General features: G+C 67.3%; 11 protein-coding genes. 5 read left to right on the forward strand and 6 right to left on the reverse strand.

Annotated features, from left to right (window positions below):
• Nucleotides 1-153 precede the first annotated feature (153 nt).
• A complete protein-coding gene (rfbC, locus tag ACIP5Y_RS23520) occupies nucleotides 154-723 on the forward strand; it encodes a dTDP-4-dehydrorhamnose 3,5-epimerase (RefSeq protein WP_400352710.1) in 570 nt (189 codons plus the stop codon).
• A 60-nt stretch (nucleotides 724-783) separates the two neighbouring features.
• Here the strand turns inward: rfbC and ACIP5Y_RS23525 are convergent, their stop codons facing one another.
• The 3 genes from ACIP5Y_RS23525 to ACIP5Y_RS23535 are packed head-to-tail and all read right to left on the reverse strand — an operon-like array spanning nucleotide 784 to nucleotide 16,397.
• Nucleotides 784-8,334 (reverse strand): beta-ketoacyl synthase N-terminal-like domain-containing protein, encoded by a 7,551-nt coding sequence (locus ACIP5Y_RS23525; protein WP_400352712.1) that lies wholly within the window; start codon nucleotides 8,332-8,334, stop codon nucleotides 784-786.
• A 2-nt stretch (nucleotides 8,335-8,336) separates the two neighbouring features.
• Nucleotides 8,337-14,756 (reverse strand): SDR family oxidoreductase, encoded by a 6,420-nt coding sequence (locus ACIP5Y_RS23530; RefSeq protein WP_400352714.1) that lies wholly within the window; start codon nucleotides 14,754-14,756, stop codon nucleotides 8,337-8,339.
• Nucleotides 14,757-14,777: 21 nt separating this feature from the next.
• The gene (locus tag ACIP5Y_RS23535; RefSeq protein ID WP_400352715.1) at nucleotides 14,778-16,397 is read right to left on the reverse strand and encodes a PfaD family polyunsaturated fatty acid/polyketide biosynthesis protein; all 1,620 of its coding nucleotides are present in this window, start codon (nucleotides 16,395-16,397) and stop codon (nucleotides 14,778-14,780) included.
• Between the two features lie 390 nt (nucleotides 16,398-16,787).
• On the opposite strand from ACIP5Y_RS23535, the gene ACIP5Y_RS23540 reads away from it, so the two are divergent.
• Both ACIP5Y_RS23540 and ACIP5Y_RS23545 read left to right on the forward strand, forming a co-directional pair.
• Nucleotides 16,788-16,913, forward strand: a complete 126-nt coding sequence (locus ACIP5Y_RS23540; protein ID WP_400352717.1) for a hypothetical protein — start codon at nucleotides 16,788-16,790, stop codon at nucleotides 16,911-16,913.
• A 41-nt stretch (nucleotides 16,914-16,954) separates the two neighbouring features.
• Nucleotides 16,955-18,106, forward strand: a complete 1,152-nt coding sequence (locus ACIP5Y_RS23545; RefSeq protein ID WP_400352718.1) for a hypothetical protein — start codon at nucleotides 16,955-16,957, stop codon at nucleotides 18,104-18,106.
• 188 nt (nucleotides 18,107-18,294) lie between these two features.
• On the opposite strand, the gene ACIP5Y_RS23550 is transcribed toward ACIP5Y_RS23545, so the two are convergent.
• On the reverse strand, nucleotides 18,295-19,533 hold the full coding sequence (locus ACIP5Y_RS23550) for an AbrB family transcriptional regulator (protein WP_400352720.1): 1,239 nt from the start codon (nucleotides 19,531-19,533) through the stop codon (nucleotides 18,295-18,297).
• Nucleotides 19,534-19,775: 242 nt separating this feature from the next.
• On the opposite strand from ACIP5Y_RS23550, the gene ACIP5Y_RS23555 reads away from it, so the two are divergent.
• Nucleotides 19,776-19,892: a ClpX C4-type zinc finger protein gene (locus tag ACIP5Y_RS23555; protein WP_400352721.1), complete on the forward strand. Its 117-nt coding sequence runs from the start codon at nucleotides 19,776-19,778 to the stop codon at nucleotides 19,890-19,892.
• 74 nt (nucleotides 19,893-19,966) lie between these two features.
• On the opposite strand, the gene ACIP5Y_RS23560 is transcribed toward ACIP5Y_RS23555, so the two are convergent.
• Complete coding sequence (locus ACIP5Y_RS23560; protein ID WP_400352723.1) at nucleotides 19,967-21,577, reverse strand: glycosyltransferase; 1,611 nt, start codon at nucleotides 21,575-21,577, stop codon at nucleotides 19,967-19,969.
• 700 nt (nucleotides 21,578-22,277) lie between these two features.
• The gene (locus ACIP5Y_RS23565) at nucleotides 22,278-23,369 is read right to left on the reverse strand and encodes an alpha/beta hydrolase family protein (RefSeq protein WP_400352725.1); all 1,092 of its coding nucleotides are present in this window, start codon (nucleotides 23,367-23,369) and stop codon (nucleotides 22,278-22,280) included.
• Between the two features lie 99 nt (nucleotides 23,370-23,468).
• Between ACIP5Y_RS23565 and ACIP5Y_RS23570 the strand changes: the two genes are divergently transcribed.
• Complete coding sequence (locus tag ACIP5Y_RS23570; protein WP_400352727.1) at nucleotides 23,469-24,344, forward strand: tryptophan 2,3-dioxygenase; 876 nt, start codon at nucleotides 23,469-23,471, stop codon at nucleotides 24,342-24,344.
• The last annotated feature ends 2 nt before the right edge of the window (nucleotides 24,345-24,346 follow it).

Here is a 24,346-nt window from a genome sequence, read left to right on the forward strand (position 1 = left end):
GATTTGCCCCCGGCCACGACCCCGGGCAGGTCTTGGCCGCCGGCGCCCTGATTCGTCCGCGGATGTCCCCGCCTGCCGCTCACGGCAGGTACGCATCCGCGACTCGCGCCGTCCTCTGCGAATCGGTGCAATCGGGTGAGGCACCATGACCTGGTGCGTATCGAACCGACCGAGTTGGCCGATGTCCTGCTGCTGACGCCGCAGCCCTATCGGGACGAGCGCGGACTGTTCACCCGGACCTTCGACGCCGGCGTCTTCGACGAGCATCTCGGGATCCCCGGCCTGTCCGCGACCTTCGTGCAGGATTCGCAGTCGCGGTCCTACCGCGGCGTGGTGCGCGGCATGCACGGCCGGGCCGGGCGCGGTGAGGCCAAACTGGTGCGCTGCGCGCACGGCGCGGTACACGACGTGCTGGTGGACATCCGCCCGGACTCCCCGACCTTCGGCCGGAAACAGGCATTCCTGCTGGACGACAAGGACTTCCGTCATCTCTACGTGCCGCCGGGGTTCCTGCACGGCTTCCAGGCGCTGACCTCGGTGGCCGATGTCTGCTACCGGATCGACCGCCCGCACGATCCCGCCGAGGATCTCGGCGTGGTCTACGACGATCCCGATCTGGCCATCGAGTGGCCGCAGCCGATCACCGTCGTGTCGGAGCGGGACGCACGCGCGGGATCCTGGCAGCAGCTGCTCGCCGCCCATCACCTCACGCCCCGGGCCTGAACGCCTCACGCCCCGGCCCTCCCCCGGAGTCCGCGAACTCCGCGGTGGTCGGAAGTCGGCTCAACTTCCGATGCTGCGCACTCGGACGATTCCCGGCTGCTTGTCGATGTGCAGGACGAAGTTGCTGCCGTCCGTGTCGCAACAGCCATTTCGGATATCGCAGTGGACATTCCGCGGATGCGTGCCGGTCAGGCGGGCGACGTGTTCTTTCATGGCGATCGCGGCGGCGCGGTCGTCCGGATCGAGTCCGGGCGGCAGGGCCCATACCTGTTCCACGGTGGCTACCAGGGAATCCCACGCTCGGACGGTATTCGTGTCCAGTTCGGTGATTCCGGCGGCGTCGGTGCGGGACAGGCCCGCTCCACCGGCGGGGTCCGCGTCCCGCAGGAACGCGCGTCGTTCGGCGGCTGTGGCCCGGGCGAGCGCGCCGAGTGGAAATGCTCGCTCTACCAAGCGGAGTGCGAGAATGACCCGGTCCTCATGGATCAATTGCAGATCTACGGCAGGATCGTTGTTGTCGAATCCGGCGAAACGGGCTTCGGCGCGGAACCCGCCGTCCGCCGGGATCGCCTCGAAGACCCGGAGGTCGAGAATGCGCTGCGGGAATCGGACGGTGTCGGCGGGGATGTCGGTGCTCCACCGGCAGGGACCCGCGTGCGGGATGACATGGGTGAGGGCGTCGAGTATGCCCTGCGACAGGAGTCCCGGCGGAACGGTGCCGCGGTGGGTGTCCAGAACCGCTGTGGCACCGGAGGATCCGACGACGAGTTCACTCATGTAGTGGAACGCGGGTCCGTGGAACAGTTCGCCGGTCTCGTAGGGGTCCGGGACCGGTTCGGCATCCGTCAGTGCCGGGAACGGGTCCGGTCGCGGTCCCGGGTCGGTGCGGATGCTCGCGGTCACCACGGGTTCGAAGCGTGACAGCTCGTGCCGGGCGGCACTGCGCCAAGCCGACAGCGTCACTGTCGGGATACCGCTCTCGATGTCGACGTCGGTGCACAGTACGGCCGTCGGTGCGACCGGCACCCACCGGCTGAGGGTGACCTCGGGAACGTGAATGGTCGAGGCCGCGTCGGACGAGGTTGCCGCACGGCACAATCGGTCCACGATCGACATCATCGGCAGCGTCGCCACGGTGTAGGTCGGACGGTGATCGCGCAGCCAGATGTCGGTGGTCAGATCGAGGTGTTCGAACGAACGCCGGTGCGGGTCAGCGGGTTTGAGCCGGACACCGATCCTGGGCAGCTGATAGATGCGTCGGCCGTCGACCCATAACCAGGCTTCCGCGTACGCGGTCCGGGAGTGCGGGGCGTCGTCGACGATCTCGAGGAGGTCCGCCTCGACGGTCACGGTGCCGTCGGTCGGGATGACCTGGCCACGGTATTTCCACCGCAACGGCTGATCGAGCGCCACGGCCTCGAATCGCGGATCGTTCATCCCCGCATCGAGACCGCGCGCGAGCATGAGCCATTGAACGGCCTGCACGATCGCCTCCACGCCCAGCGACCCCGGCATGACCGGGTCCTGGAAGAAGTGGGCCTTGAAGAACCACTCGCCGGCGTCGACCTCCTTGCGGGCGATGATCCGGCCGAGGCCCGCTCTACCACCGTCCAGTCGACAGCTGGTGATCTCGTCCAGCATCAGCAGCATCGGCCCCGGCAGTCCCGGCCGTGCCGCCGGCTCGAGGTCACCGCGGACGGTGATCGCGTCGAGATCCTGTTGTGCGGGCGGAATTCCGATCTGCTGGGCGAGGGCGGCGGAGGTGAAGTATCCGAAGGCGGTGGTGCCGTGCAGGAGTGGTGTGCCGTCGACGTGGCAGTCGATCCGGAACGATTCGAGGATCATGCCGTTGAGCTCGGATACCGACACCAGTTCGACCCGTGTGCTGATGGTGCGTGCCGCCGGGGTGACCTCGGCGGTAACCACGACGTCGCCGTCGAGGTTGCGGATGAAGGTCTCGATGTCGCTGCGCAGCATGCTGCCCACGTAGGCGCCGAGCCAGCCCGCCGGTTGGAGCGCGACCTCCATCAGCACCGACAGCGGCATGACCGTGCCCGGGTTCTCGGTGAAGTACCAGGCCTGATCGGGCACGTCGTATTCGACGACCGCGCTACTGCCCACGGTGAATCCGGCATACGGGCCGTCGACCTCGTGGATCCTGGTCATGAAATGGTATGGCGGCCCGGGGAGCCGGGGCCCGCGCCGCAGTCCGTCATCGAAGACCGCGCAGGCCGGTCCCAGCGCCTCGCTGCTGCGTCCCCATGCACAGGCCAGCAGTGAGTGGTATCCGGCCGGGAAGCCGTCGATCTCGGCCACCGGCTTCTTCTCCCGATGGCCGACCAGGCCACCGAGTGCGGGCAGCGGGATCGGGTCCCCGGTCTGCTGGGTGATCGCCGATCCCAGTTGCTGCCAGTGGTTCAGCGGATAGTCGGGTACCAGGCGCACTCCCAGATCGCGAATGTGCAGCGCCTTGACACCGTCCACGGTGACCAGCACGTCGGCGGTCAGTGTCGGATAGGGCTCGGCGGACAGGCCGGAAACGAAGACCTCGTAGCGCACATTGCGGCTGGCCGGCGTGACCTGGCCGCGGCAGCGCATGGTGTAGGGCTTTTCCGGGACCGGCTCGAATCGCCAGCCGTCGCGGGAAACGGTGAATCCCGCGGCGGACAGATAGAACGACATGGCCTGCGTGCAGCCTTCGAACATCAACGTTCCCGGCATGCAGGGGTCATTGTGGAAGTGGCCGCCGAAGTACCAATCCGACTCCCGGACAGTCGTTTCGGCGCACAGATAGCCGCGGCCCCACGGACCGCCGTCCGGATCGTAGGCGGTGACTTGCCCGAGCAGGAGCATTTCCCCGGAGGGTATCCGCGGAGTTCGCACGTGCGTGCGGGTCATCACCCATTCGGGCCCGAAGCATTCGTCCGCCCTGCCCGCCGCGAAGGCCGCGAGTTCGCCGGCGTCGAAGGCGGTGCGTCCACTGCGCAGCGGGGCGGGATCCACTGTGCCCTCGGGAGTGTCATCGGCCGGGTCCCACAGCACTCCGCCGGTGCTCGCCAGCTCTTCGTCGGTGAAGAAGCCGGCCTGGCCGTTGCGGACGGACAGTTGCCGGTGTCCGTTTGCGCGGCAGTCGTATTCGAAGAAGAACAGCCGCTGCGCCCCGTTCGCGGCGTGATCGACGATCCGGATCTCGAAGTCCAGGCGAGTGTCCGCGGTGGGGGGTGAGCTGTGGAAGGTCGCATCGCAGCCGAGGAGCCGGTAGACGCGGTTGCCACGATTCTGCAGATCGGCGCCGAGCCAGCTGATCAGGAGCAGATCCGCCTGACCGGCCTCGATGAGCAGGCCCGCGGGCATGCGGCCGACGTGATCGAGAAACCAGCTCCGGGTGGTGATGTCGGTTTCGGTCCAGATCGTGCCGGTCCCCATGGTGGCGGGTTCGGCGTCGATGCCGGTGATCCGGTCCGCCAGCAGCATCGGCGGCGCGGGCATCCGGGTCTGGCGTCGATCGTCGTCCTGCACCGCGAAAGCCGGGCCGAACAGTGCCGAGATTCGGCCGGTGGCAAGGTATTCCAGCTGTGCGCGGTCGAATTTCGGGCCGGGCCGCAAGACTTGGACCTCGCTCGGCGCCTCGTCGAGGCTCTCGTCGGGCGTGGGGTCGACGCCCGGCGGTTCGACTGTGACCGGTTCGGCGGGTATTCCATTGCGCTGCAGGAAGAGAATGTCGAGCAGCCGGTCCCGATGGTTCAGGTAGTCCGTCTGGGCCGAGCCCAACAGGGCAAGGTGGCGGGCGTGCGCCGAAGCGACCAGGCCGAATTGATGTTTGATCAGTGCCCGCGTCCCACTTCGGTCGGCGGGTGTGGCCACCGTCGTCCCGCTTCGGCCGGCGGGTGCGGCCACCGTCGCCGCGGTCACCCGAGCAGCGACGACCGGTGCACGGTCCGAAGGTTGGTCGATGTCGATATCGCTCAATGCCGGTGCCGCCATCATGGTTTCGGTCATCGTCCGCATCATCAACCGCACCGGCGCCGGATGCGCGGGCAGCGTCACGAGGCGGCGCGCATCCTCCGGCTCGCGGGACGTGAGCGGGCTCAACAGTGCGGCGAGGGCCGCCGTATCCATTTCCACACCGGCCGCGGCAAGTTCGCTCACGGCGTGGTACAGGCCGGTGACAGCGTCGTCGGGATTCGTGTCCAGCGCGACCGCGACGTGCTCACGGTCGCCGAGTATCCGTTTGATCCAGCCGGTGCACAGCCCCGCGGGCCCGTGCTCGACGAACACCCGGGCGCCGTCGGCATAGGCCCGTTCGATCAGCGCGACGAAGTCGATGGTGCCCAGGCCCTGATCGGTGATCGCCTGAGCGATCCGATCCGAGGTCGGCTCGTAGGGCTCCCCGATCGCTCCGCTGTAGAAACGAACCCCCGGCACCGGCCGCGCCGGCTGCAAGTGCAGGTCATACCACTCGTCGCGCACGAGCTCGAGCTCCGGTGCGTGCGCGGCCAGGTCGTAGTCGACCGGTATCGCCACGGCGCCCAATTCGGACAGGGCTCGCGCGCAGGCCTCTGCTTCCCCGCCCACCACGCAGGTTTCGGGCGAATTGATCGTCATGAGATGAACGGCGGGCTGCCCTTCGATCACGGCGCGCACGCGTCCCGCGTCGGCGTTCACCAGATAGGTCGCCCAGCGCGTCCCGGTCACCCCGAGCCGCGCCCACGCCGCCCGCACCGCACGCAGTTCGCCGCCGAGATCACGGGTGAACATCTCGGTGGCCCGGAAGCGCCGGTTCATCCGTGCCGGTTCCGTCCACGCACCCATCACCAGCAGTGCTGTGGACTCCCCCGACGAATACCCGACCGCCGCTGCGGGTTTCAGCCCCAAGACCTCGCCCGTGATCGCGGCCTGCACGGCAGCCACCACCGTGACGCCCTGGATCTGATCCAGCGAGTCATCCGGTCGCCCGGTGCCCCGGTACGCCCAGCCGATCGCCTTCGACAAGTCACCGAATCGATCCGCGACGCCATCGACGATCCCGGGCGCGGCGAGCAACAGTGTGCGGCCCATCCGGGGCGAAGCAGCCGATCCATTGGTGAAGACGAACGCGATATCACCCTCGATCGGGGCCGCGCGAAATGCCATTCCCGGCGGCCGTATTCCGTTCTCGCGCAACCACCGTCGCGCCGCGGGCGCGCGCTCGACGGCCGCCGCCATCGAGGGTGCGACCACCGCCAGCCGCGCCGGCCCGGAGCCACCGGCCCGACCGGCCGCCAGCGCTGCCAGCGCCTCGGCGGCGTCGCTACCGGTGAATACGTGCAACTCCGGCCGGGTGGCGACGCCGGGGGCGCGGGTGCCGCGTCGCAGCCGGAGTCGCTGTGGCGTCCCCCCGAGTCGCGGTATCGAGATATCCGCCGTCTCGGCAGCGAGCGCCGGATACGCCGCCGCCGCCACCTGGAACCGGGCCCGATGCCGCAGTGCGAGTACACCGGCGGCGACGCCGGTCAGCCCGCGCGCGGCATGCGCACTGCCGAACAGATCGGCCGGGTCGAATTCGGTGCCGGGCCCGATGCGCAGGTCGGCATCCTCGGCCGGAGCGTCCGAATCCAGGACGGCCCAGATCTCTTCGTCTGCTGCCCGGGCATCCGTGAGGCGGCGGAGCACGAGGACGACAGCCGCGTCACCCGGTTGCACCGAATCACCCATCGCACGCAGAGCGGCAGCGTGAACCGGTTCCACCGACAGGTCCACCGCCGCCACGATCGCGGCGTCGACCTCCCCGTGCCGCAGGGCCCGAGCCGCCTCCGCCAACGCCAGTGCCCCGGATGCCTCGTCACCGGAGAGCGCGAATGCCGGTCCGGTCAAGTCGAAATGCGTACCGATGCGATTGGCGTAGATATTGGCCATCGCCCCGGTGATCTGCGCGGCGGAGAAGTCCGCACCCGCGTCCACGACGGATTCGGATCCGTAGTGGGCGGCCCAGCAGGCGTGCCGCGCGGCGGCTTGCCCGCGCGCCGCCTCCGGATCGCACTCCACACCGGCCAGCACCATGGTGTTGCGCGGTAGCCGGAGATCCGTCGCGGCCTCCCGGGCGGCTTCCAGCGCCAGCGTCTGAGCCGCGGCGCGACGCAGATCCATTGGTGGAAACCGCAATCCGTCCAGCCGCACCGACACCTCGTCCCGCTGCGTGGTGCCCACGCCGGTCAGCAGCGCCTGTTGCAGGTCTCCGAGAGATTCGCCGCCACCGACCCGCGCGCCGAGCCCGACCACCGCGATGGCGTCGGAGGTGGATCGCCGCGCCGGTTCTGCACGGCGTGGCACGTCGATGTCGGGGGCATCGAGAATGAGGTGAGCGTTATTGCCGCCGAACCCGAATGCGTTGATCGCGGCCCGGCGTGGCGCCGGCCACGCCTCGCTGGCGTGCAGCAGGCGCAACGGCCCGTCCCGCAACGCGGACAGCGGCTCGTCGCCGCCGACGCTCGACGGACGGACACCGTGCCGCATCGCGGCGACGACCTTCAATACCGCGGCAGCACCCGCGGCTGTCAGCAGATGTCCGAGATTTCCTTTGAGTGATCCCAATGGCAGATCCGCAGCGTCGGCGAATACCGCCGCCGCACTTGCCAACTCGACACCGTCGCCCACCGGTGTTCCCGTCGCGTGGCATTCGAGCAGCGTGACGGTGGCCGGATCTATTTGCGCCGCAGCGTAAGCCGCGCGCATCGCTCTTTCCTGTCCGTCTCGGATCGGCACCAGGAAGCCGCCCTCGGCCCCGTCATTGGCGAGGCCGATCCCGCGAATCACGCCGAGGATGTCGACGCCGCCGCGCCGCGCGTCGTCCAGCCGCATCAGGGTGACGACCGCCGCGCCCTCGGCGGGTACGAGGCCGTCGGCCTCGCGATGGAACGGGCGGCTGCGTCCGCTCGGGCTCAATGCCCCCAATCCGGCGAAGCCCTGATGGATCAGCAATCCGTCCGAACCGCTCACCCCGCCGGCGACCATCAGATCGGCGCTGCGGTCCTGGAGGCGGTCGCAGGCGAGTTTGATCGCATACAGCGCCGAGGCGCAGGCGGCGTCCAAGGCGACCGTGTCGGCGTTCAACCCGAGTGCCCGCGCGACCCGGCCCGCCAGCAGACCGGCACCGAACCGGCCGCTGGGATCCGCGTCGCCCGACCCCGGAATCACTCTCGCATGCTCGGGAAACCCTGCCTGCCAGACCTGTTCGGCATAATCCGCCTGGCTGCGCGAAGGGTAGCCGAGCCAACCGACCGTCAAGCCGCGCCGCTCGGAGGCGATCCCGTCCGGAACCGGCGCCATGGCGGACCGCGCAGCGTGCAGCAGCCACTGCGCGGCCGGATCCCAGGTTCGGACCTCGCTGCCGGGAACCAGGTACCCGTCCGGATCGAATACGTCATCGAAGCCGTGGACGAATCCGCCTGTCCCGGGGATCCTTTCGATCGCCTCGAGTTCGGACCAGTCGTCGGGCAGTCGCCATTGCCGGGGATCGGCCCGGGTCAGCGATACCTGTCCCTTTTCGATTCCGGACCACAGTTCTTCGGGCGACAGTGCACCGGGCAGCACACAACCCTGCCCCACGATCGCTATCGGCTCGAAGCTCGTCACGGTCACGCCTTGCCCTTCGGCTGCGACGGCCGTGCGATCAATACGATGCCCAGCATTTCCAGGCGCACCGTTCCGGCGGCATCGATCAGCGCCGCGTCACATTCGAAACGGTCGCCATCACGCGTGCCACGGCGCAGCACACACCGCAGCGGACCCTCGGCCGCCCCGAGCCGGTGCAGCCGGATCTCGCCGACTCCCATCGGCAAAGTCATGAGACCCGAGGTCCTTTCGGCCCAGAGCACGGCCAGCTGCAGCACACCGTCCACCGCGACGGGATCGCTCAGCCAGTGATCCTCCGCGGGCCAGCCGAGTTCCCGGGCGCCGGTCACGTCGGCGACAGCGCCGTCGGTGCCGACGTTGATGGCGCCGCGCAAGGCCTGCAGGCGCGGACCGTGGAACAAGAGGGTGCCGTCGTAGACCGTGGCGGGGTCGATCGGCAGCCCCCCGGGGATCGACCAGGAAGGCACCGCGGCACTCGCGCCGGCGAAGGGCGACAAAGCCCGATAGTGCGGGGCAGGACGAGTGGAGCGCAGCGTCAACGACAGACCTTCGGCCACCGGCTCCGCCTCGACGGTGAGCAGCGGTTCGGCGGAGGTGTCCACCTTCTGCAGGACCGAGAGGTCCCGCAGCACGACGGTCCCGCCGTCCGGCTGTGCCGCCGCGGTGATGGCGCAGCACCATTCCATGGCGAATGCCAAGGGCAGTACCGGTTTTCCGGCAATCGCGTGATCGGCCAGCGGCTCGTACAGTGACACGTCCACCCGGACTCCGGCACGAATGCCGCCGGCCGGCGCGGGCAGCGACTTGTCGCCGGCGGTGATGAGAACATGCGCGAGGCCGTCCCGGGTGTACAGCTCCGTGGTGAACGCGGAGGCTCCGGCGGCCGAGGGAATGAGCGCGACATCCTGCGCCGCGAAATGCGCGGCGAGTTGCGGATTGACCATGCCGCCGTCCCAGGGGCCCCAGGCGATCGATCGCACCAGGCATTCGGGTCGCGCGAGCTGCTGGGCGCGTAGGACCTGATCGAGCACCTCGTTGGCCATGGCGTAGTCGCACTGGCCGACATTGCCGAAATGCGCTGCGACCGAAGAGAACACGCAGATCAAGGCGAGTGGATCGGCGGTCGTGGCGTCGAGCAGCAGCTCGAGACCGTCGACCTTGGTCGCCATCACCTGCTCGAACTGATCGTCGCTCTTGTCGGCAATGCGCTTGTCCGCGACGACACCTGCCGCGTGAACGATGCCCTCGATGGGTCCCCATTGCTGCCGGATCTCCCGCAGTGCCGCCTCGACGGCGTCGGCGTCGGTGATGTCGGCGGGGATATAGCGCACCTGCGACCCGCTGTCACGCAGGTCCGCCAGGTTCTGCCGGACCTCGCGAGCGGTCAGGATTTCCCGGGCACGGGCGGCGAGCTGCGCGGGCGTCGCCCCCGGGGCGGCCGAGGCCGCCAGCGCCCCGATGAGCGCCTGTTCGGTTGTGGCAGTGGCCAGTTCGGCCGGCTCCTCGGCGAGGGCGGTGCGGCCGAGGATCGCCAATCGGAGCCGAGTCCGGCGGGTCAGATCGCGCAGCGTGGCCGCGGTCACGCCGCGGGCGCCGCCGCTGACGACCAGCACCGCATTGTCGCCCAGGGCGGCGTCGGCCGTCGGGGTGGCCGGGATTTCGGTCAGCGTCAGCGTCGAGCGAGCGCCGTCTGCCGCCAGCCCGACGTCGACGGTCGGTCCACCGGCTATCAGTTCCTCCACGATCGCTTCGGCAATGCTCTCGGTATCCCGTTGCCCGCGAGCGATATCGATGGCCTTGACCGCCGCCGCCGGCCACTCCCGGCCCGCGGTGCGGGCCAGTGCCGCGAATCCGCCCAGCCACGCCCGGTCCGGGTCGGCCGCCTCGATTCCGAAGCTGCCACCGGTGTCCTGGACAGTGACGAACAACCCGCCGTCGCGCTCCATCACTGGCGCGACCGCGCGAGCCCACCGGAATGCCTCACGCAGCCGATCCCGGCCGCGTTCGGGCCCGGCATGCCGGGCCAATCCGCCCAGCAGGACCACGGCGCCCTCGGGTTTCGCCGCACCGCTCGCGGTGACGGCCTTGACCCCGCGCCGGATGAACGCCTCGGTCACCGCGGCGGCCATCCCGCTGCCACCGTCGACGACACAGACCGTGGAGTCGTCCAGGCCGGCCATGGCCAGACCGCAGGCCGGTGCAGGAACCGCGCGAACAGCAAGCCGCCGCAACGGAGTCGGCTCGCGATCAGGCGCCGGCTCGCGATCAGGTGCCGAGCCACGAGGGGTGCGCGACTCCGCCTGCTCGGTTCCGCCTCCGCCGCCGCCCCCGGCAGCGGCCGTCAACGCCGCGGCGATCGCATCGGCGGTCCGCAACTTCAACATCTCCGCCATCTCGGGAGAATCCGACGCGGGCAGTCCCGGAACACGCTGCCGCACCGCCGACAACAACTCGACCTTCTTGATCGAATCCACACCCAACTCGGACTCGAGATCCATATCCCCACGCAGCAACTCGACCGGATAACCCGTTTTGGCCGCCAGCACCTCGAGCATCAACGGCACCGGCACCACCGCACCACCACCGCCAGCGGCAGTCGCGGAATCCGTCGGCGAAGCTCCGTTCACCACAGCGACTGCGGCACCTGCTGCCGGCGCACCGGATTCGGACCCACCTCCCGCGGCGGCCGATAATGCCGCGGCGATCGCGTCGGCGGTCCGCAACTTCAACATCTCCGCCATCTCCGGTGAATCCGACGCAGGCAACCCCGGAACACGCTGCCGCACCGCCGACAACAACTCGACCTTCTTGATCGAATCCACACCCAGTTCCGATTCGAGATCCATATCCCCGCGCAGCAGTTCGGCGGGGTAACCCGTTTTGGCCGACAGTACTTCCAGCATCAACGGCACCGACACCACCGGCCCGCCACCGGCGATCGCACGACTCGGCTCCGGCGCAGTGGGTTCCACCGGTGCCGTCGTCGGAGATGCGGTGGCTCTCGCCGTCTCGATACGAGGTGTCGGAGCGACCGCGGGCAGCTGGTCCGGTTGACCCACAGTCTCGGTGAGTGCCGAGGCGGCCGGTGCGATGACCTCGTGATCGACCGGAGGCGCGACGGCGCTGCCGATTTCGGTCGCCTGGGCGACCGGCGGCATCGCGACCAGGCGCTGATTCGGCGCGGGAGTCCACTCGTCCGAGGTGGCGACACCGGCGAGCCGCCCGAGTGTGCGCTCGGCCATCTGCAGGAACGCCTGGTGACTGGAGAGCAGTGCCTCCTGGAAGGACGCGTGCGCGTCGGAGGTCTGCCGTTGGGTGTCCGCTACAAGTTCCAGCCAGGCGGAGTCGCCGTTCACGAAACGGCCGGACGAGGTCGCGGTGACGGGCGACGGTTGAGGTTCGGTAGGCACGATCGCTCCCGGATTGTCGAGACGGGCAGGGGTTGACGAGACGCTGAGCGGCTCCGGGTTGGATTGCGCCACAGCACCTCCCGGTCGAGCGGATATCGGTGCGACCCGATCGGCGGTCGGTGCGACCGGCGCTCCTATCGGTGCGACCGGCGCGGATACCGGTGCGACGGTGGGTCGCTCCGGGTTCGGCGGCGCGAGCACACCGTCCTGTGGCGGGTAGCGGTGCTGATATGCGGCGCCGTTGAGGGGGATCGTCATGGCGGCCGCAGGTCGCTCGTCGTCGCGGCCGTCACCGTGGGGTGTCCACATCGCGGTGAAATCCATCGGAATCCCCAGTACGGCCAGCCGGCCCAACCCGGTGACGAGCGCGGTCACACCGTTCTGATTGCGCCGATCGAGCCCGATCGCGTGGTGCGGACGGTCGCCGAGGATGGCGCCGATCATCCCGGTCGCCGACGATCCCGCGCCGACCTCGAGGAAGGTGCGAACGCCCGCGGCGTACATCGCCTCGATCTCGTCGACGAACCGGACGGGCGCGGCGACATGCTGCGCGAGACGTTCGCGGATGACCGAGACATCACCGGGATACGGTCGCGCATCGGTGTTTCCGTAGACCTCGACGCGCGGAGTGCGCACCTCCACATTCCGCAGGAACGACAGCAACGGGTCGGTCGCCGATTCGACGAGCGGGCTGTGGAACCCGGTGTGCACGTCGAGTCGCCGTGCGGTGATGCCCTCGGCCGAGAGCTTCGCCGCGAAATCCGCAATCGCCGAGCGCGTTCCCGACACCACCGTCTGCAGTGGGCGGTTCAGATTCGCGAGCCAGAGCTCGCTCGACCCTGCGATGAGTGCCGCGGTCCGGTCTCCGGTCGCCTCCACCGCCAGCATGGCGCCCGGTTCGGCGGTGTCCGAAATCATGAGTTCGCCTCGGCGACGGGCCAATCGAAGCAGATCGGCCTCGCCGAACGCACCCGCGGCACACAGTGCGACGAGTTCACCGAGACTGTGCCCGGCCATGCACTGTGCCGTGACGCCGAGCTCGTTCAGCACCGCGAGCAGAGCCAGGCTGTGTGTCGCCAAGGCCGGTTGTGCCCAGCGGGTGTCGGTCAGCGTTTCCTGCTGCGCCCGAACCACTTCCGGATCCGCCGAGACCGGCGGAAAGACCACGCGCGGCAGCGAGGTATCGTCGAAAGACAGCGCGGTCGCGCTGTCCCACACCGCGCGTGCGGCAGGGAATGTCATCGCGACGTCCGCGCCCATGCCGACGTATTGCGCGCCCTGTCCGGGAAACACGAAAGCCAAGTGTTCATCGACCGCCGGACCGGACGCGTAGCTCATGGTGCCGATCGAGAAAGCGCGGCCGGGATTTTCGGTAATCGTGGCCAGGGCCGTGTCGAACTGCTTGCGAAGCTCGTCGGCGTCGGCCCCGACCACCGCCAAGCGCATACCGGCACCGCGGTCGAATCGGGCCTGCGCGACGCGGGCGATCTCACTCGCCGAACCGGATTCGAGTAGCTCGCGCCCCGCGGCGGCCAGACCCGCCGGATCGTCCGCGGAGACCAGCATCAGCTCGGCCGGACAAGTCCGGTGCAGTGGTGGCTTGCGGCCGTTTCCCGCCGGGCGATACTCCTCGAGCGTGGCGTGAAAGTTGCTGCCGCCGAACCCGAAACTCGACAGCGAGGCGCGCCGCGGCCGATCGGGGGCGCTGATCCAGGGCCGGGCGGACCCATTGAGGTAGAACGGACTGGCTTCGATTCCGAGGGCGGGATTGGGATGCTCGGCCTTGAGGGTCGGCGGCAGGATCGTATTGTGCAGGGACAGCACCGTTTTGATGAGCCCCGCCGCACCCGCCGCCGATTTGGTGTGCCCGATCTGGGATTTGACCGAACCGAGTGCGCACTGTCCGGGCCCGCCATCGCTCTGTTCGCCGAAAACCTCACACAGCGCGGCGAACTCGGCGGCATCACCGGCCTTGGTGCCGGTGCCGTGCGCCTCCATCAGGTCGACGGTCTCCGGACCGTAGCCCGCCGCGGCATACGCGCGCCGCAGCGCTCGCGCCTGACCGGCCGGCGCCGGAGCGTAGATGGCATTCCCCTTGCCGTCCGACGAGCTGCCGATTCCCCGCAGCACCGCATAGATCTGATCGCCATCGCGCTCGGCGTCGCTGAGGCGCTTGAGCGCGACCATACCCAGCCCCTCCCCGAGCAAGGTGCCGTCGGCCTCCGCCGAGAACGGCCGGCAGTCACCCGAGGGCGACAGTGCCGGAGTCTTGCTGAAACACACGAACATCAGCGGTGTGTTCAGGGCGTCCACGCCACCGGTGAACATCAGGTCGGCCTGCCCGAGGGACAGCTCGTTCACCGCGGCGGTCAGCGCGGCCAGTGATCCGGCGCAGGCCGCGTCGACCGTGCAGTTCGTGCCGTGCAGATCGAGCCGGTTGGTGATCCGTCCGGCGATCACATTCGACAGCAGCCCCGGAAAGCTCGCCTCTTGCCACGGCACGAACCCGGCGCTGATCCGGTCGCAGATGCGCTGCGCCTCGTCCTCGGGAACTCCGCTCTCCCGCAGGCCGTTCAGCCATACCGGCCGCTGCAGGCGCGAGTCCATGGTGCCCATCAGGCCCAGGCCGCCGTTGCCCAGAATAACCCCGGTGCGCTCGCGGTCGATGGGCCCGGTCAGGTTGTCGAGCACATCGCTGAGGAGGGCGTCGGCGACCGTCAGGCCGAGCAGCTGGCCGGGGTCGGTGGCCTCCATGAGCTGCGGCGGAAGGCCGTGGCGCATGGGGTCGAATGGGACCTCCGGCAGGAACGCGCCTCGGTTGGCATAGGTTTTGTCGGGCGCCGCCGGATCGGGATCGTAGTAGTCCTCGATCAGCCAGTGGGATTTCGGCACATCCGTGATCAGGTCACGGCCGCGCACGATATTTTCCCAGAAAGCGCCGACGTCGGGCGATCCCGGCATGAGGGCTGCCATACCGACAATCGCCACGGGGACGCGGCCTGCGTCGCTCATAAAGACCTCCAGCACTTTCGGTTACGACAGAAGACGGGGCGGAAAGAGCTCTATGCCCGGCACCGCGACACCGAACGTGCGCAACTGCTGGGCGCGGGCCAGCACGGTCGCGCCTTCGAGCAGGTTGCGCGCGATCTGAACAACGGTGCAGGCCTGGGGATCTGCGAGGGGGCTGTCGGCGATCCACCGATTGAACGAACCGATCGCCGGCCCACACCAGATCTGGAAGTCGCCGCGCCGCTCGGCATCACCTTCGATCGCCCAGCGGCTCGACCTGCCGAGGTAGGAGCGGAACACCAGTGCCATCCGATGCCGGGGATCCTGCTCGGCCTGCTCGACCTGACCCGGGTCGCGGTCCAGCCAGAACTGCCTCGTCTGCGCCCAGGCCTCATCGAACGAGGTGCGCAGAATGTCGCGTTCGATCCGGCCGCGCACCACGGCGGGGATGTCTCGTAGATCGTCGTGGTCGCGATAGGTGTCGTAGAGCAGTGCCGCCCGGTTGGCGAACATGGTGCCGCGCCGCAGCACCTGCACCTTGACCCCGTACTCGAACATGTCCGCCGCGGGCGCCATGACGATGTCGGCGAACGACGCCGTCGCGAGCATCTGCTTGGCGTCGTCGGACAGGCCCGCCTCGACGGCCCGCTGGTTCACGGTCCCGGTCACCACATAGTCGGCGCCCGCCGCGAACGCCGCGGCCACACCGGCGGGGTCACCCAAACCGCCTGCGGCACCGACCCGTATCCGCTCACGGTATCCGCCGCGACGCGTCAAGCCGTCTCGCAGGGCGATCACCGCGGGGAGAACAACGGTCAGCGGACGATTGTCGGTGTGCCCGCCGCTGTCGGCCTCGACCGTCACGTCCGTGGCCAGCGGCACCGCGGCTGCCAGACGTGCTTCGGTTTCGGTGATCTGCCCGCGGCTCACCAGAGTCTGCAGCAGCTCGGGCGGTGCGGGCGCCATGAACTTGGCGGCCACCTCGGTGCGAGAAACCTTGGCGAACAGGCGATGTCGCCGTTGAATGACTCCGGCGGCGTCGGTATGCAAACCCGCGACAGCACACCGCACCGCGGCGGGCGTGAGATCCATGAAGGCCGACGCCGAGATGTTGACGACCCCCGCCCGGATCAGCAGATCCGCCACTCGATCCTCATGCCCCGGCTCACCCGGCGTGTGGATCAAGTTGACTCCCCAGTTGGGCAGCGGCCCCAGCGTGCGCACCAGCTCGCCGACCGCATTCTCGATGGCACCCAGGTGCAGCCCTCCGGCACCGAAGAACCCCAGCATCCGGGCACGCGCCATCTCGATCACCATGCGTGTCGTCGCAATGCCGTTCGCCATCTCGCCCGCGACGTACGGAAACCGGACCTGGTGCGTCGCAGCAAAGCTCGGATCGCCGAGGTGTTCCGGAAATATCGGCGGCAGCAAACCCACCACTTCGAATCCCTCACCGGACGCATTGAGCTGCCCCCCGATCCCGACTCCCGGACGCAGGCCCGGCCCCGCACTGATCACATACGCCGCGACACGCGGAGTACGGATCGCCTCGACAATCGCGCGGGCCCGAAAAGCGGACTCCCCCGCCTCGCCGCACCAGCGCAGATCCGTCCCGGCGACTGCACTCCGGTATTCGACTGTCATCGGGCACCTTTCGGATATTCGCGCGAAAACCTCGAGCCGACAAGCCATTCCGGATAGAAGCCTACCGTCCGGTAGCGGCATTTCCGAAAGTTAGCAGAATCCACTCGACCACGGTCAATATGAAGCAATCTTTTGTGATTTCCCCAGGCGCTCAAACAGATTGGGGATACCGCCGACCGCCGTGCGGCGAGTTTGTCCGATAATGCCCGACATTGTCCGCGAATAACCGGGTCCGCTCCCACCACGCACACCTGCCTCCGACGGCGAGGGGGGGGACATTTACAGCCGTTGCCGGGGAGTAGCGGACAGGTTCACTGCAGCGGGCGACAGGTCCAACGGACCACGACTAGTTTTGGGGCGTTCTCGTTTTGGACGTTCCCACAAGGAAAGGTGAAAACAATTTTTCTCGATAGTCCGCTGACCTACCTCCAGGTGATGATGTCCGGCTTGGCCGCACTCCAGGCGCATGGGTTCGCCCTCGGCACGCTCGCGACCGGCAGTGCCGGCATCGGCTGATCGATCCGACCGAATTCTCCCCGCGACCAAGTGAGTTGGCTTTGTTCAAGGACATCAACCGATTCGGTTTCCCCCAGCTTCGACGCGCCACGGTCGTCGCCGTCTGCTGCGCAATCGCGATATTCTCGACTTCCGGTGCCGCCTCGGCGAACCCGACGATTTCGGGTTCGTCCAGCGGACCCGGCGGCTCGATCTGGCTACCGAACTACAGCAAGGGCTCGGTCGTCGAACTCGATCCCGAAACCCTCCAGCTCCAACAGGAGATACCCGCCGTCGGCGACCATCCCCTGGTCATGAAGGCAATGCCCGACGGCAAACGGATGTTCGTCGGCAACTTCGGCCCGGGCAACCCGCTCAACTGGTACATCACGGTGATCGATATCCCGAGCGGCAAAGTCGTCGATCGGATTCCGACAGTGGGCGCGCCATACGCGACCTTCATCCTGTCGCAGGATGCGAGATATCTGTTCGTACCGACCTCGTTGTTGCTGACACAGGTGATCGACACACAGACGCTCGAAGTCGTGCGCACCATACCGGTGGCGCTACCGCCTATCCCCGGGCATATCGAGGTCTCCCCTGACAACAAATCGCTTTATGTCATGTCGTCCCTCGGAACACTGACGAAATACGACACCGAGACCGGCGCGGTGACGGCGCCGGTACTGTTCCTCAACGGAAACTCGACCGGCTGGGGCGCGATGTCCGCGGACGGGAACACCCTGTATGCGATCAACTTCTTCTCCGGTGTCGCGATCGTCGACGTCCCGAGTTGGACCGTGCGCACCACCAAATTCTTCGGGTTGTGGGACGAACCGATCTCGGCGACCCTGACGCCGGGCGGCAAGGAATTGTGGGTCTGCATGTACAACTCCGACGAGGTGGTCGTGCTCAACGCCCAGACGGGCGCGGAGGTGAGACGCTTCGGCACTCCCGGTGAGGGGGCCGTCTACGTGGGATTCTCGCCGGACGGCAAAATCGCCTACCTCTCCGGCATTTCGGACGGCGTTCCGCTGCCGTATTGGCATCCCCTGGCCGGCTGGTACCACGCGAAGCAACAGGCATGGGAGCCACTCATGACGAATATCATGAATCTCGACGGTTCGCTCACCACCTACGACACGACGACCCTGCAACCGATCCGGAAGTATTCGGCCAAGGGGGCACTCGTCGCGGGCATCTACCCTGGCTGACCGATTCGTCAGCGCTCGGTCACCTCGAGTGCAGACCTTGATCGAGCCCTGCGAGCCACTTGTCCGGGTCGTCGACAACCCGTCGAAACCACAGGCCCTCCAGATCGAGGCTCGGACCGGACATGGACGTGTAGCCGGCAATCTCAGCGGCCGTCGTCGGATGCGTCCGGCCAGAGTTCGGGACGGTCCTAGTCGAGGCGGATGGATGGTGGTGCGGCGGTGCGGGTGCCGAGCCAGCGGATCAGAGGTGGTAGGGCCAACAGAACAAAGAACAGCCGCATACTTTGCACGGTCGAGATCAGCGTGACGTCGCTGCCGCTGGCTACAGCGGTGGCCAGAACCGCGTTGATGCCGCCCGGTGTAGTCGCCAAGTAGGCCTCCACGAAAGTGAGGCCGGTGATCGCCGCGGTCACCCACGCCAGTCCCGCACAGAGCAGGCAGACCGCTGTGATCGCGACCAGCAAACGGGGCAGCACAGAGGCGACACCGCGGATGGCGGACCGAGTGAACCGCAGCCCGATCTCGAGCCCTACGACCACGAACAAGGCGTCCTTGAGCGGCCCGGCCGGCGCGAGTCCCGACCACGTCCCAGTCATGGTCACGACAGCGGTAACCACCATCGGGCCGAGCAGCACCGGTGCCGGCAGTTTGATCAGCCGCCCCACTCTGATTCCCAATAGGCACACCGCGACCAGCACCAAGGCCGATGAAATGCCCTGCGGCCGCTCGACCCAGTGCGCGAAAGCGGGCCACCCCAGCGATGATGAGGAGCCGCCGCTGTGCCCTCCGGCCATGGTCACGATCAACGGAGCGGTGAGCGCGATCGCGCCCACCCGCAAAAACTGTGCGAAGGCCACGCGCCCAGCGTCCGCCCCGAGGTCGTGAGCGCAGGCGATGATGCCGGCCGACCCGCCGGGAACCATCCCCAGAACGGCGTCCACCAGCGGGATCTTCGGAGTTCGCGCGAGCCAGAGCGCAGCCGGGCAACAGCAGGCGATCGACACGATCGTCACGACAACCAGCGGCATACTCGCACCTGCGACCAGCCGTAGCGCATCGAATTGCAGATAGCTACCCATCACGACACCGACCATGGCCTGTACGGCCCGACTGGCGCGCGGCGGAAAATGCGCACGCACGAGACCGGTCAACGCCAACACAATTCCTGCCACCAGCGGAACGACGAGTTCCGCAGCCGGCACCCCGAAAACCCCAGCGAACTCGGCGAGCCAGTAGCAACTCACGATGACAACGGCCCAGCCCAGGAACCCACGCACCATCACCCACCGAGATCGCGCAGCGCACATCAATCGACGAAACCCTCGCCCGCGCGAACGTTCGTACCGGACAAATATCGGCGACCAGCTCGAAGGAGGAGCTGACGGCATCATGCACTGACCAGGGGCGATAGCCTGATCAGCGGACACGTCCGGACGGCGATGAACTCCAGCCTGCGACCAAACCATAAATGTCCTCAACAAGTAGGTGTCTGTACACAGTTATCCGGTCGAGCGGAGCTGACACAGCGGGGCGCCGTACACGACCGCGGGTCTTCTCCGCGGCTTCCACCGGATTGTCCGGGGTTCACTCTGCATCGCGGTCGCTGTGAAATCGCTGAGCCCGGCACGAACCGCGGCCGCAGTGAGCGGATCTTCATCTACGCGAAGGCATGTCCCCCGCCACCGATCACATCTTGGCGTGCTCGTTTTGCTCCAAGCCCGCCAACGCCGTGCGACGCATCGTCGCCGGTCCCGCCGTCCTCACTCCGCCGATCGAACTCCCGTAGTGACTCCACCGCCGGCCCGTAGTCGACATTTACAGGGTGCCGCTGACCGAACCGGCCAGCGGCACCCTGGAAGTTCAACGGGCCGAGATCATCTCGGTGTCGGCGATACTCCGACCGGACCGGGCGTACAGGCTGCGGGAAGTCAGCCATGCCAGTGGCGGTGTCAGGGTTGTGGCCAGGCAGATCGTGAGCAGGATGCGCACGGTGAGGGCGGCTCGGTCGGCCCACACCATGTAGGCGAGGGGTATGGCGAGTACGGCGGCCAACCACAGATGTAGTCGGAATGTGGCGAGCAGGTCGACGGATTTCAGGCGCCCCTTGGCGGTCACTACATAGGTCAGTGGCCGTCCGAGCAGCGCGGAGAATCCGGCGGCGGCGATGATGGGCGCGGTCACTTGAATCAGCGCGATGCCGCGCAGACCGTAGCGGCGTTGTTCGTGGGCAGTGGCGTAGAAACGGCGCAGCCACAGTTGCAATGGCGCAAAGCCGATCTGAGTCGCGCCCCACACGATCATGGCTACCGACCATTGCCCCATGACCGTGGTGCCCAGCAGCAGATGTGCCGCGGTGAGCAGCCCGAAGATGACCGCCCAGAGGACCTGGACGGGTTTGCAGAAGTCGTGACAGGCGAAGCCGACCGATGTGCGGATCTGCTGGAAATTGTGGCGGATAAGCGGGCGCATCCGGGGTGTCAGGTAGATCTGCCAGAGCCCGTAGGACCAGCGTTTCTGCTGGTTGAACCAGTCGGTCCAGGTGGACGGTGCTTCGCCGACGGTCAGCACGTCGGGGGTGTATACGCCGGTGAACAGGTTTCCCGTGGCGGGGTTGACTGTTCCGAGGATCCGCATACTCGTCAGCCGGTCTTCGCTCAGGGCGTCCTGGTAGCCGTCTATCAATCGCCAGGCCGACGGGCGGTACGCGTGATTGGAACCTTCGAGTATCGGAGTTCGCAGCCCGTTGCCACCGCGCAGTGTCACCGAGTTCCATGGAATCATCTGCGCCGACGCACCGTAGGTCACCCAATTGTCGTGCCGGTTTCCGTACACGTGGGGCATCGCGACGAAGGCGATATCGGGATCGCGGAAATATCCCAGGCACCGCTCGAGCAGCCACGGAAATGGCACATGATCGGGATCCATCTGCACGACGACGTCGTAGGGCAGACCATGCGCGGCCAGCCACGCATTGTGGTTACCGGCCTTGCATTTGACACGGAAGGCGCCCTCGGGCTGGTTGTATTCCGCCCTGCCTTTTCGTGAAAAGTGGTGCACACCCAGGCGTTCGGCGATTGCCTTGACCCGATCGTCATCGCCCTCGTCGAGAATCCACACATCGATCTGGCCGTCGTATTCGACCTTCATCATCGCTGTCAACGTCCGGTCGAGCATCTCCAGCGGTTCCCTGGCGGGCACGATCGTGGTCAGCAGGGCAACCCGCAACCCGGGTTGCGGGGTCCATGGCACCGGATCCTTTGCGTAGTAGGCAAATATCCAGTTCGCCGACGCCGGTATCACGCTCGCCACGACCGCAGCGATGGCCACCAGGTGCACGCCGAGGAACGCCCACGCACGCCAGCCATCCAGGCCAGCGGTCCCCGGCAGCAGCCATCCGATGAACGCGAAACCAATCGCCACGTTCAGCACCCCCAGCACGCAGATGGCCACTCGCTGCCGCCTGGAAGCCATGCGCCGAAACCGCACCGGCCCCGCGGCCGACGTCGGCGTGGTCAGCGGGCCGGTCCGTTCGCCACACCGCGCGTATTCGTTGATCCGCGCAGAATTGCGTGACGCGACCGTCGTACTGCTGCGAACCGTACCTAGCCGTGCCTCGGTAACGGACTTCGCGAACTGCCTCATGAACACTCCTGGCGAAAGAGGAAATGGGGAAGGTGACCCTGCCGATATCAACAGGTACGGGTCGGCACTGCCCCCGACACGATCAGAGCGTGCCGAGCCCTCGTCAGGCAGTCATCAATTGCAGGAAAACCGTGCGCTCACACGATAATCGGCTATCGTGCACCAGCCGCGGCAACATGCCGTTGATGACAGGTCAATCGCTGGACAGTCACAGCGCTTCGATCGTCCCCGCATGCTGACCGGCTCGCCGCATCAGCGCCTCGCGACCCGTCGGCAGAGCGAGAGTTCTCATGAACCTCGGAGCGCCGGCGCGGCAACGCCGGCCTCTTGGCAAAGCCCCTGATGCTGGCTCCATCCGAGAAGCTCGGTGAGAGGTTGCCGCCTGCACGGACTGGCGGAACTCCGACTGCGGCGGCCCGGCAAAGGCTTCGGACTCGGCGCGCCGCCGGAAGAATTCGCCGTCACTGCGTCGACGACTCTGCTCCAGCTGGGGCGTTGATGAGGTAGTCGGCCGAATCCGCGGCCAGGTTCAGGGTATCGAGGCGTATTCACGTATGCGGCACCAGATTTCGCTGTCGGGATCGATCACGGACCAGTGGTCTCCCGATACTTCCAGGGTCTGGACCCGGTCGCCGGCGGCGGCTGCGCGGAGGGCGTAGTGGTTACTGATCTCGCGGAGGTCGGGATCGTCGTCGCGGCCGCACACCACGAGTTGGGGGATACCGATCGGGAGTCGTTCGGCGGGCGATGATTGCCGGTAGATCTCTGCTGCGGTGGATGTCGGGGAGTAGCGGTGGCCGAGTGCCGCGGATACCGCTCCGTCGCCGAGCCAGCGCTGGTCCGCGATTCGGAGATCGAGGACTCCGGCCAGGCTCACCAGGAGAGACGGTCGCACGGTGGCGCGGGCCGTGTCCGCGCCCAGCCGCAGTGCCAACTGGCCGCCCGCGGAATGGCCGAACACCACGATGCGGTCGAGATCCAGTGCTGGGATCGAAGCGAGCACGCCGAATGCCGTGGTGACGTCCATGGTGGTCGCTGCCCAACCGTGCGTTGCGGGGCGTCGATATTCGACATTGCAGGTGGCGATGCCGCGTGCGGTGAGATCGACTGCCAGGGCGTCCATCAGGTCGCTGTCCCACCATCGTTTCCAGTAGCCGCCGTGGATCAGTACAGCTACCGGGAAGGGGCCCGGGCCGGGCGGGATCCGCAGTTCGATTCGCTGCCAGGGATGCTCGCCGTATGGCCGGACCGTTGCGGGGTGGGCGCGGTGGAAGTACCAGCTGTCCACGGCGAAACGGAGACCGTCGAGCCCGCGCCCGCGAATGTGTGCTCGGACGCCGGCGGCGAGATCGAGAGCGCGGGTGTCGAAGTCCACGCGTATCACTGTCGAACCCGAGAGCTCCGGGAGGTTCGAGAAGCCCGGCACCACAACACAATCCGTGGGCGCCGCGCGCACGGCGGACCGGAATTCGGCTGTGTCGGCCGTCCGGACCAGTTCGCCGGTCACTCCCCGCCGGGTCATTGCTTGCGCCAGCAACTCCTCGGCGGTGGGCGGGTGTGCGACGGCATCGGGGCCGAACACGACGACCAGGTTATCGAAGCCGGCTGCGGAGACGCTCATATGACATTAGAGTAGCGGTCGTCACGATTTTTAAACATGGTGTCCGGCGGGCGAGATGCGGAGGATTCGGCCGTTGCAGGACACCGGATTGGGACAAACATGAAGGACCACGAACCGATACCGGCGGTCGAAGGCAACACCCGCGCTCTGGAAGCGCCTGTCGTCACCGACTTCTCCGCGCAACTCAGTTACGGCGCCTACCTCGACCTCGGCACGCTGCTCAGTGCCCAGCACCCCCTCAGTCGTCCCGTACATCACGACGAACTGCTCTTCATCGTTCAACACCAGACCACCGAACTATGGCTGAAGCTCGCGCTGCACGAGATCGACGCGGCCCGGCAGGCCTTGGACGACAACGACATCGGCTTCGCGTTGAAGTGCATCGCCCGTGTCAAGCACATCCAGAAGACCCTCACCGAACAGTGGTCGGTCCTCGCGACCCTCACTCCTTCGGAGTACGCCCAGTTCCGGGGCTTTCTCGGACACTCGTCGGGGTTCCAGTCATATCAATATCGGGCAATGGAGTTCATTCTCGGGAACAAGAACGCGGACATGCTCGCGGTGTTCGACTCCGATCCGGTGGCCCGCGGCGAACTGGAAGTGTTGCTGCACCAGCCCAGCCTGTACGACGCCTTCTGGCACTACCTCGCACGTACCGGGCTCGAGGTGCCCGCTTCCGTACTGGACCGCGACGTCACCCGCGCCCATGTGCTCGATCCGAACCTGCTGCCGCTGGTCAAGCAGATCTATGAGAATCCCGAGGCTCATTGGTCGGTCTATGAGGCCTTCGAGGAGTTGGTCGACCTCGAAGAGAACTTTCACCTGTGGCGGTTCCGGCATCTGCGCACCGTGCTGCGCACCATCGGAATGAGAACCGGCACCGGCGGTTCGAGCGGTATCCCGTTTCTGGAACGTGCACTCGACCTCACCTTCTTCCCGGAACTCTTCGCGATCCGTACGCAGGTCGGGCGTTGATC

The organism is Nocardia sp. NPDC088792 (assembly GCF_044750615.1).
Lineage (GTDB): Bacteria > Actinomycetota > Actinomycetes > Mycobacteriales > Mycobacteriaceae > Nocardia.

Excerpts from the sequence above, each read along its gene's own strand:
- ACIP5Y_RS23530 (WP_400352714.1), bottom strand. The coding sequence starts at position 14,756 with ATGAGCGACGCAGGCCGCGTCCCCGTGGCGATTGTCGGTATGGCAGCC.
- ACIP5Y_RS23535 (WP_400352715.1), bottom strand. The coding sequence starts at position 16,397 with ATGACAGTCGAATACCGGAGTGCAGTCGCCGGGACGGATCTGCGCTGG.
- ACIP5Y_RS23555 (WP_400352721.1), top strand. The coding sequence starts at position 19,776 with ATGTCCCCCGCCACCGATCACATCTTGGCGTGCTCGTTTTGCTCCAAG.
- ACIP5Y_RS23560 (WP_400352723.1), bottom strand. The coding sequence starts at position 21,577 with ATGGCTTCCAGGCGGCAGCGAGTGGCCATCTGCGTGCTGGGGGTGCTG.
- ACIP5Y_RS23565 (WP_400352725.1), bottom strand. The coding sequence starts at position 23,369 with ATGAGCGTCTCCGCAGCCGGCTTCGATAACCTGGTCGTCGTGTTCGGC.
- ACIP5Y_RS23570 (WP_400352727.1), top strand. The coding sequence starts at position 23,469 with ATGAAGGACCACGAACCGATACCGGCGGTCGAAGGCAACACCCGCGCT.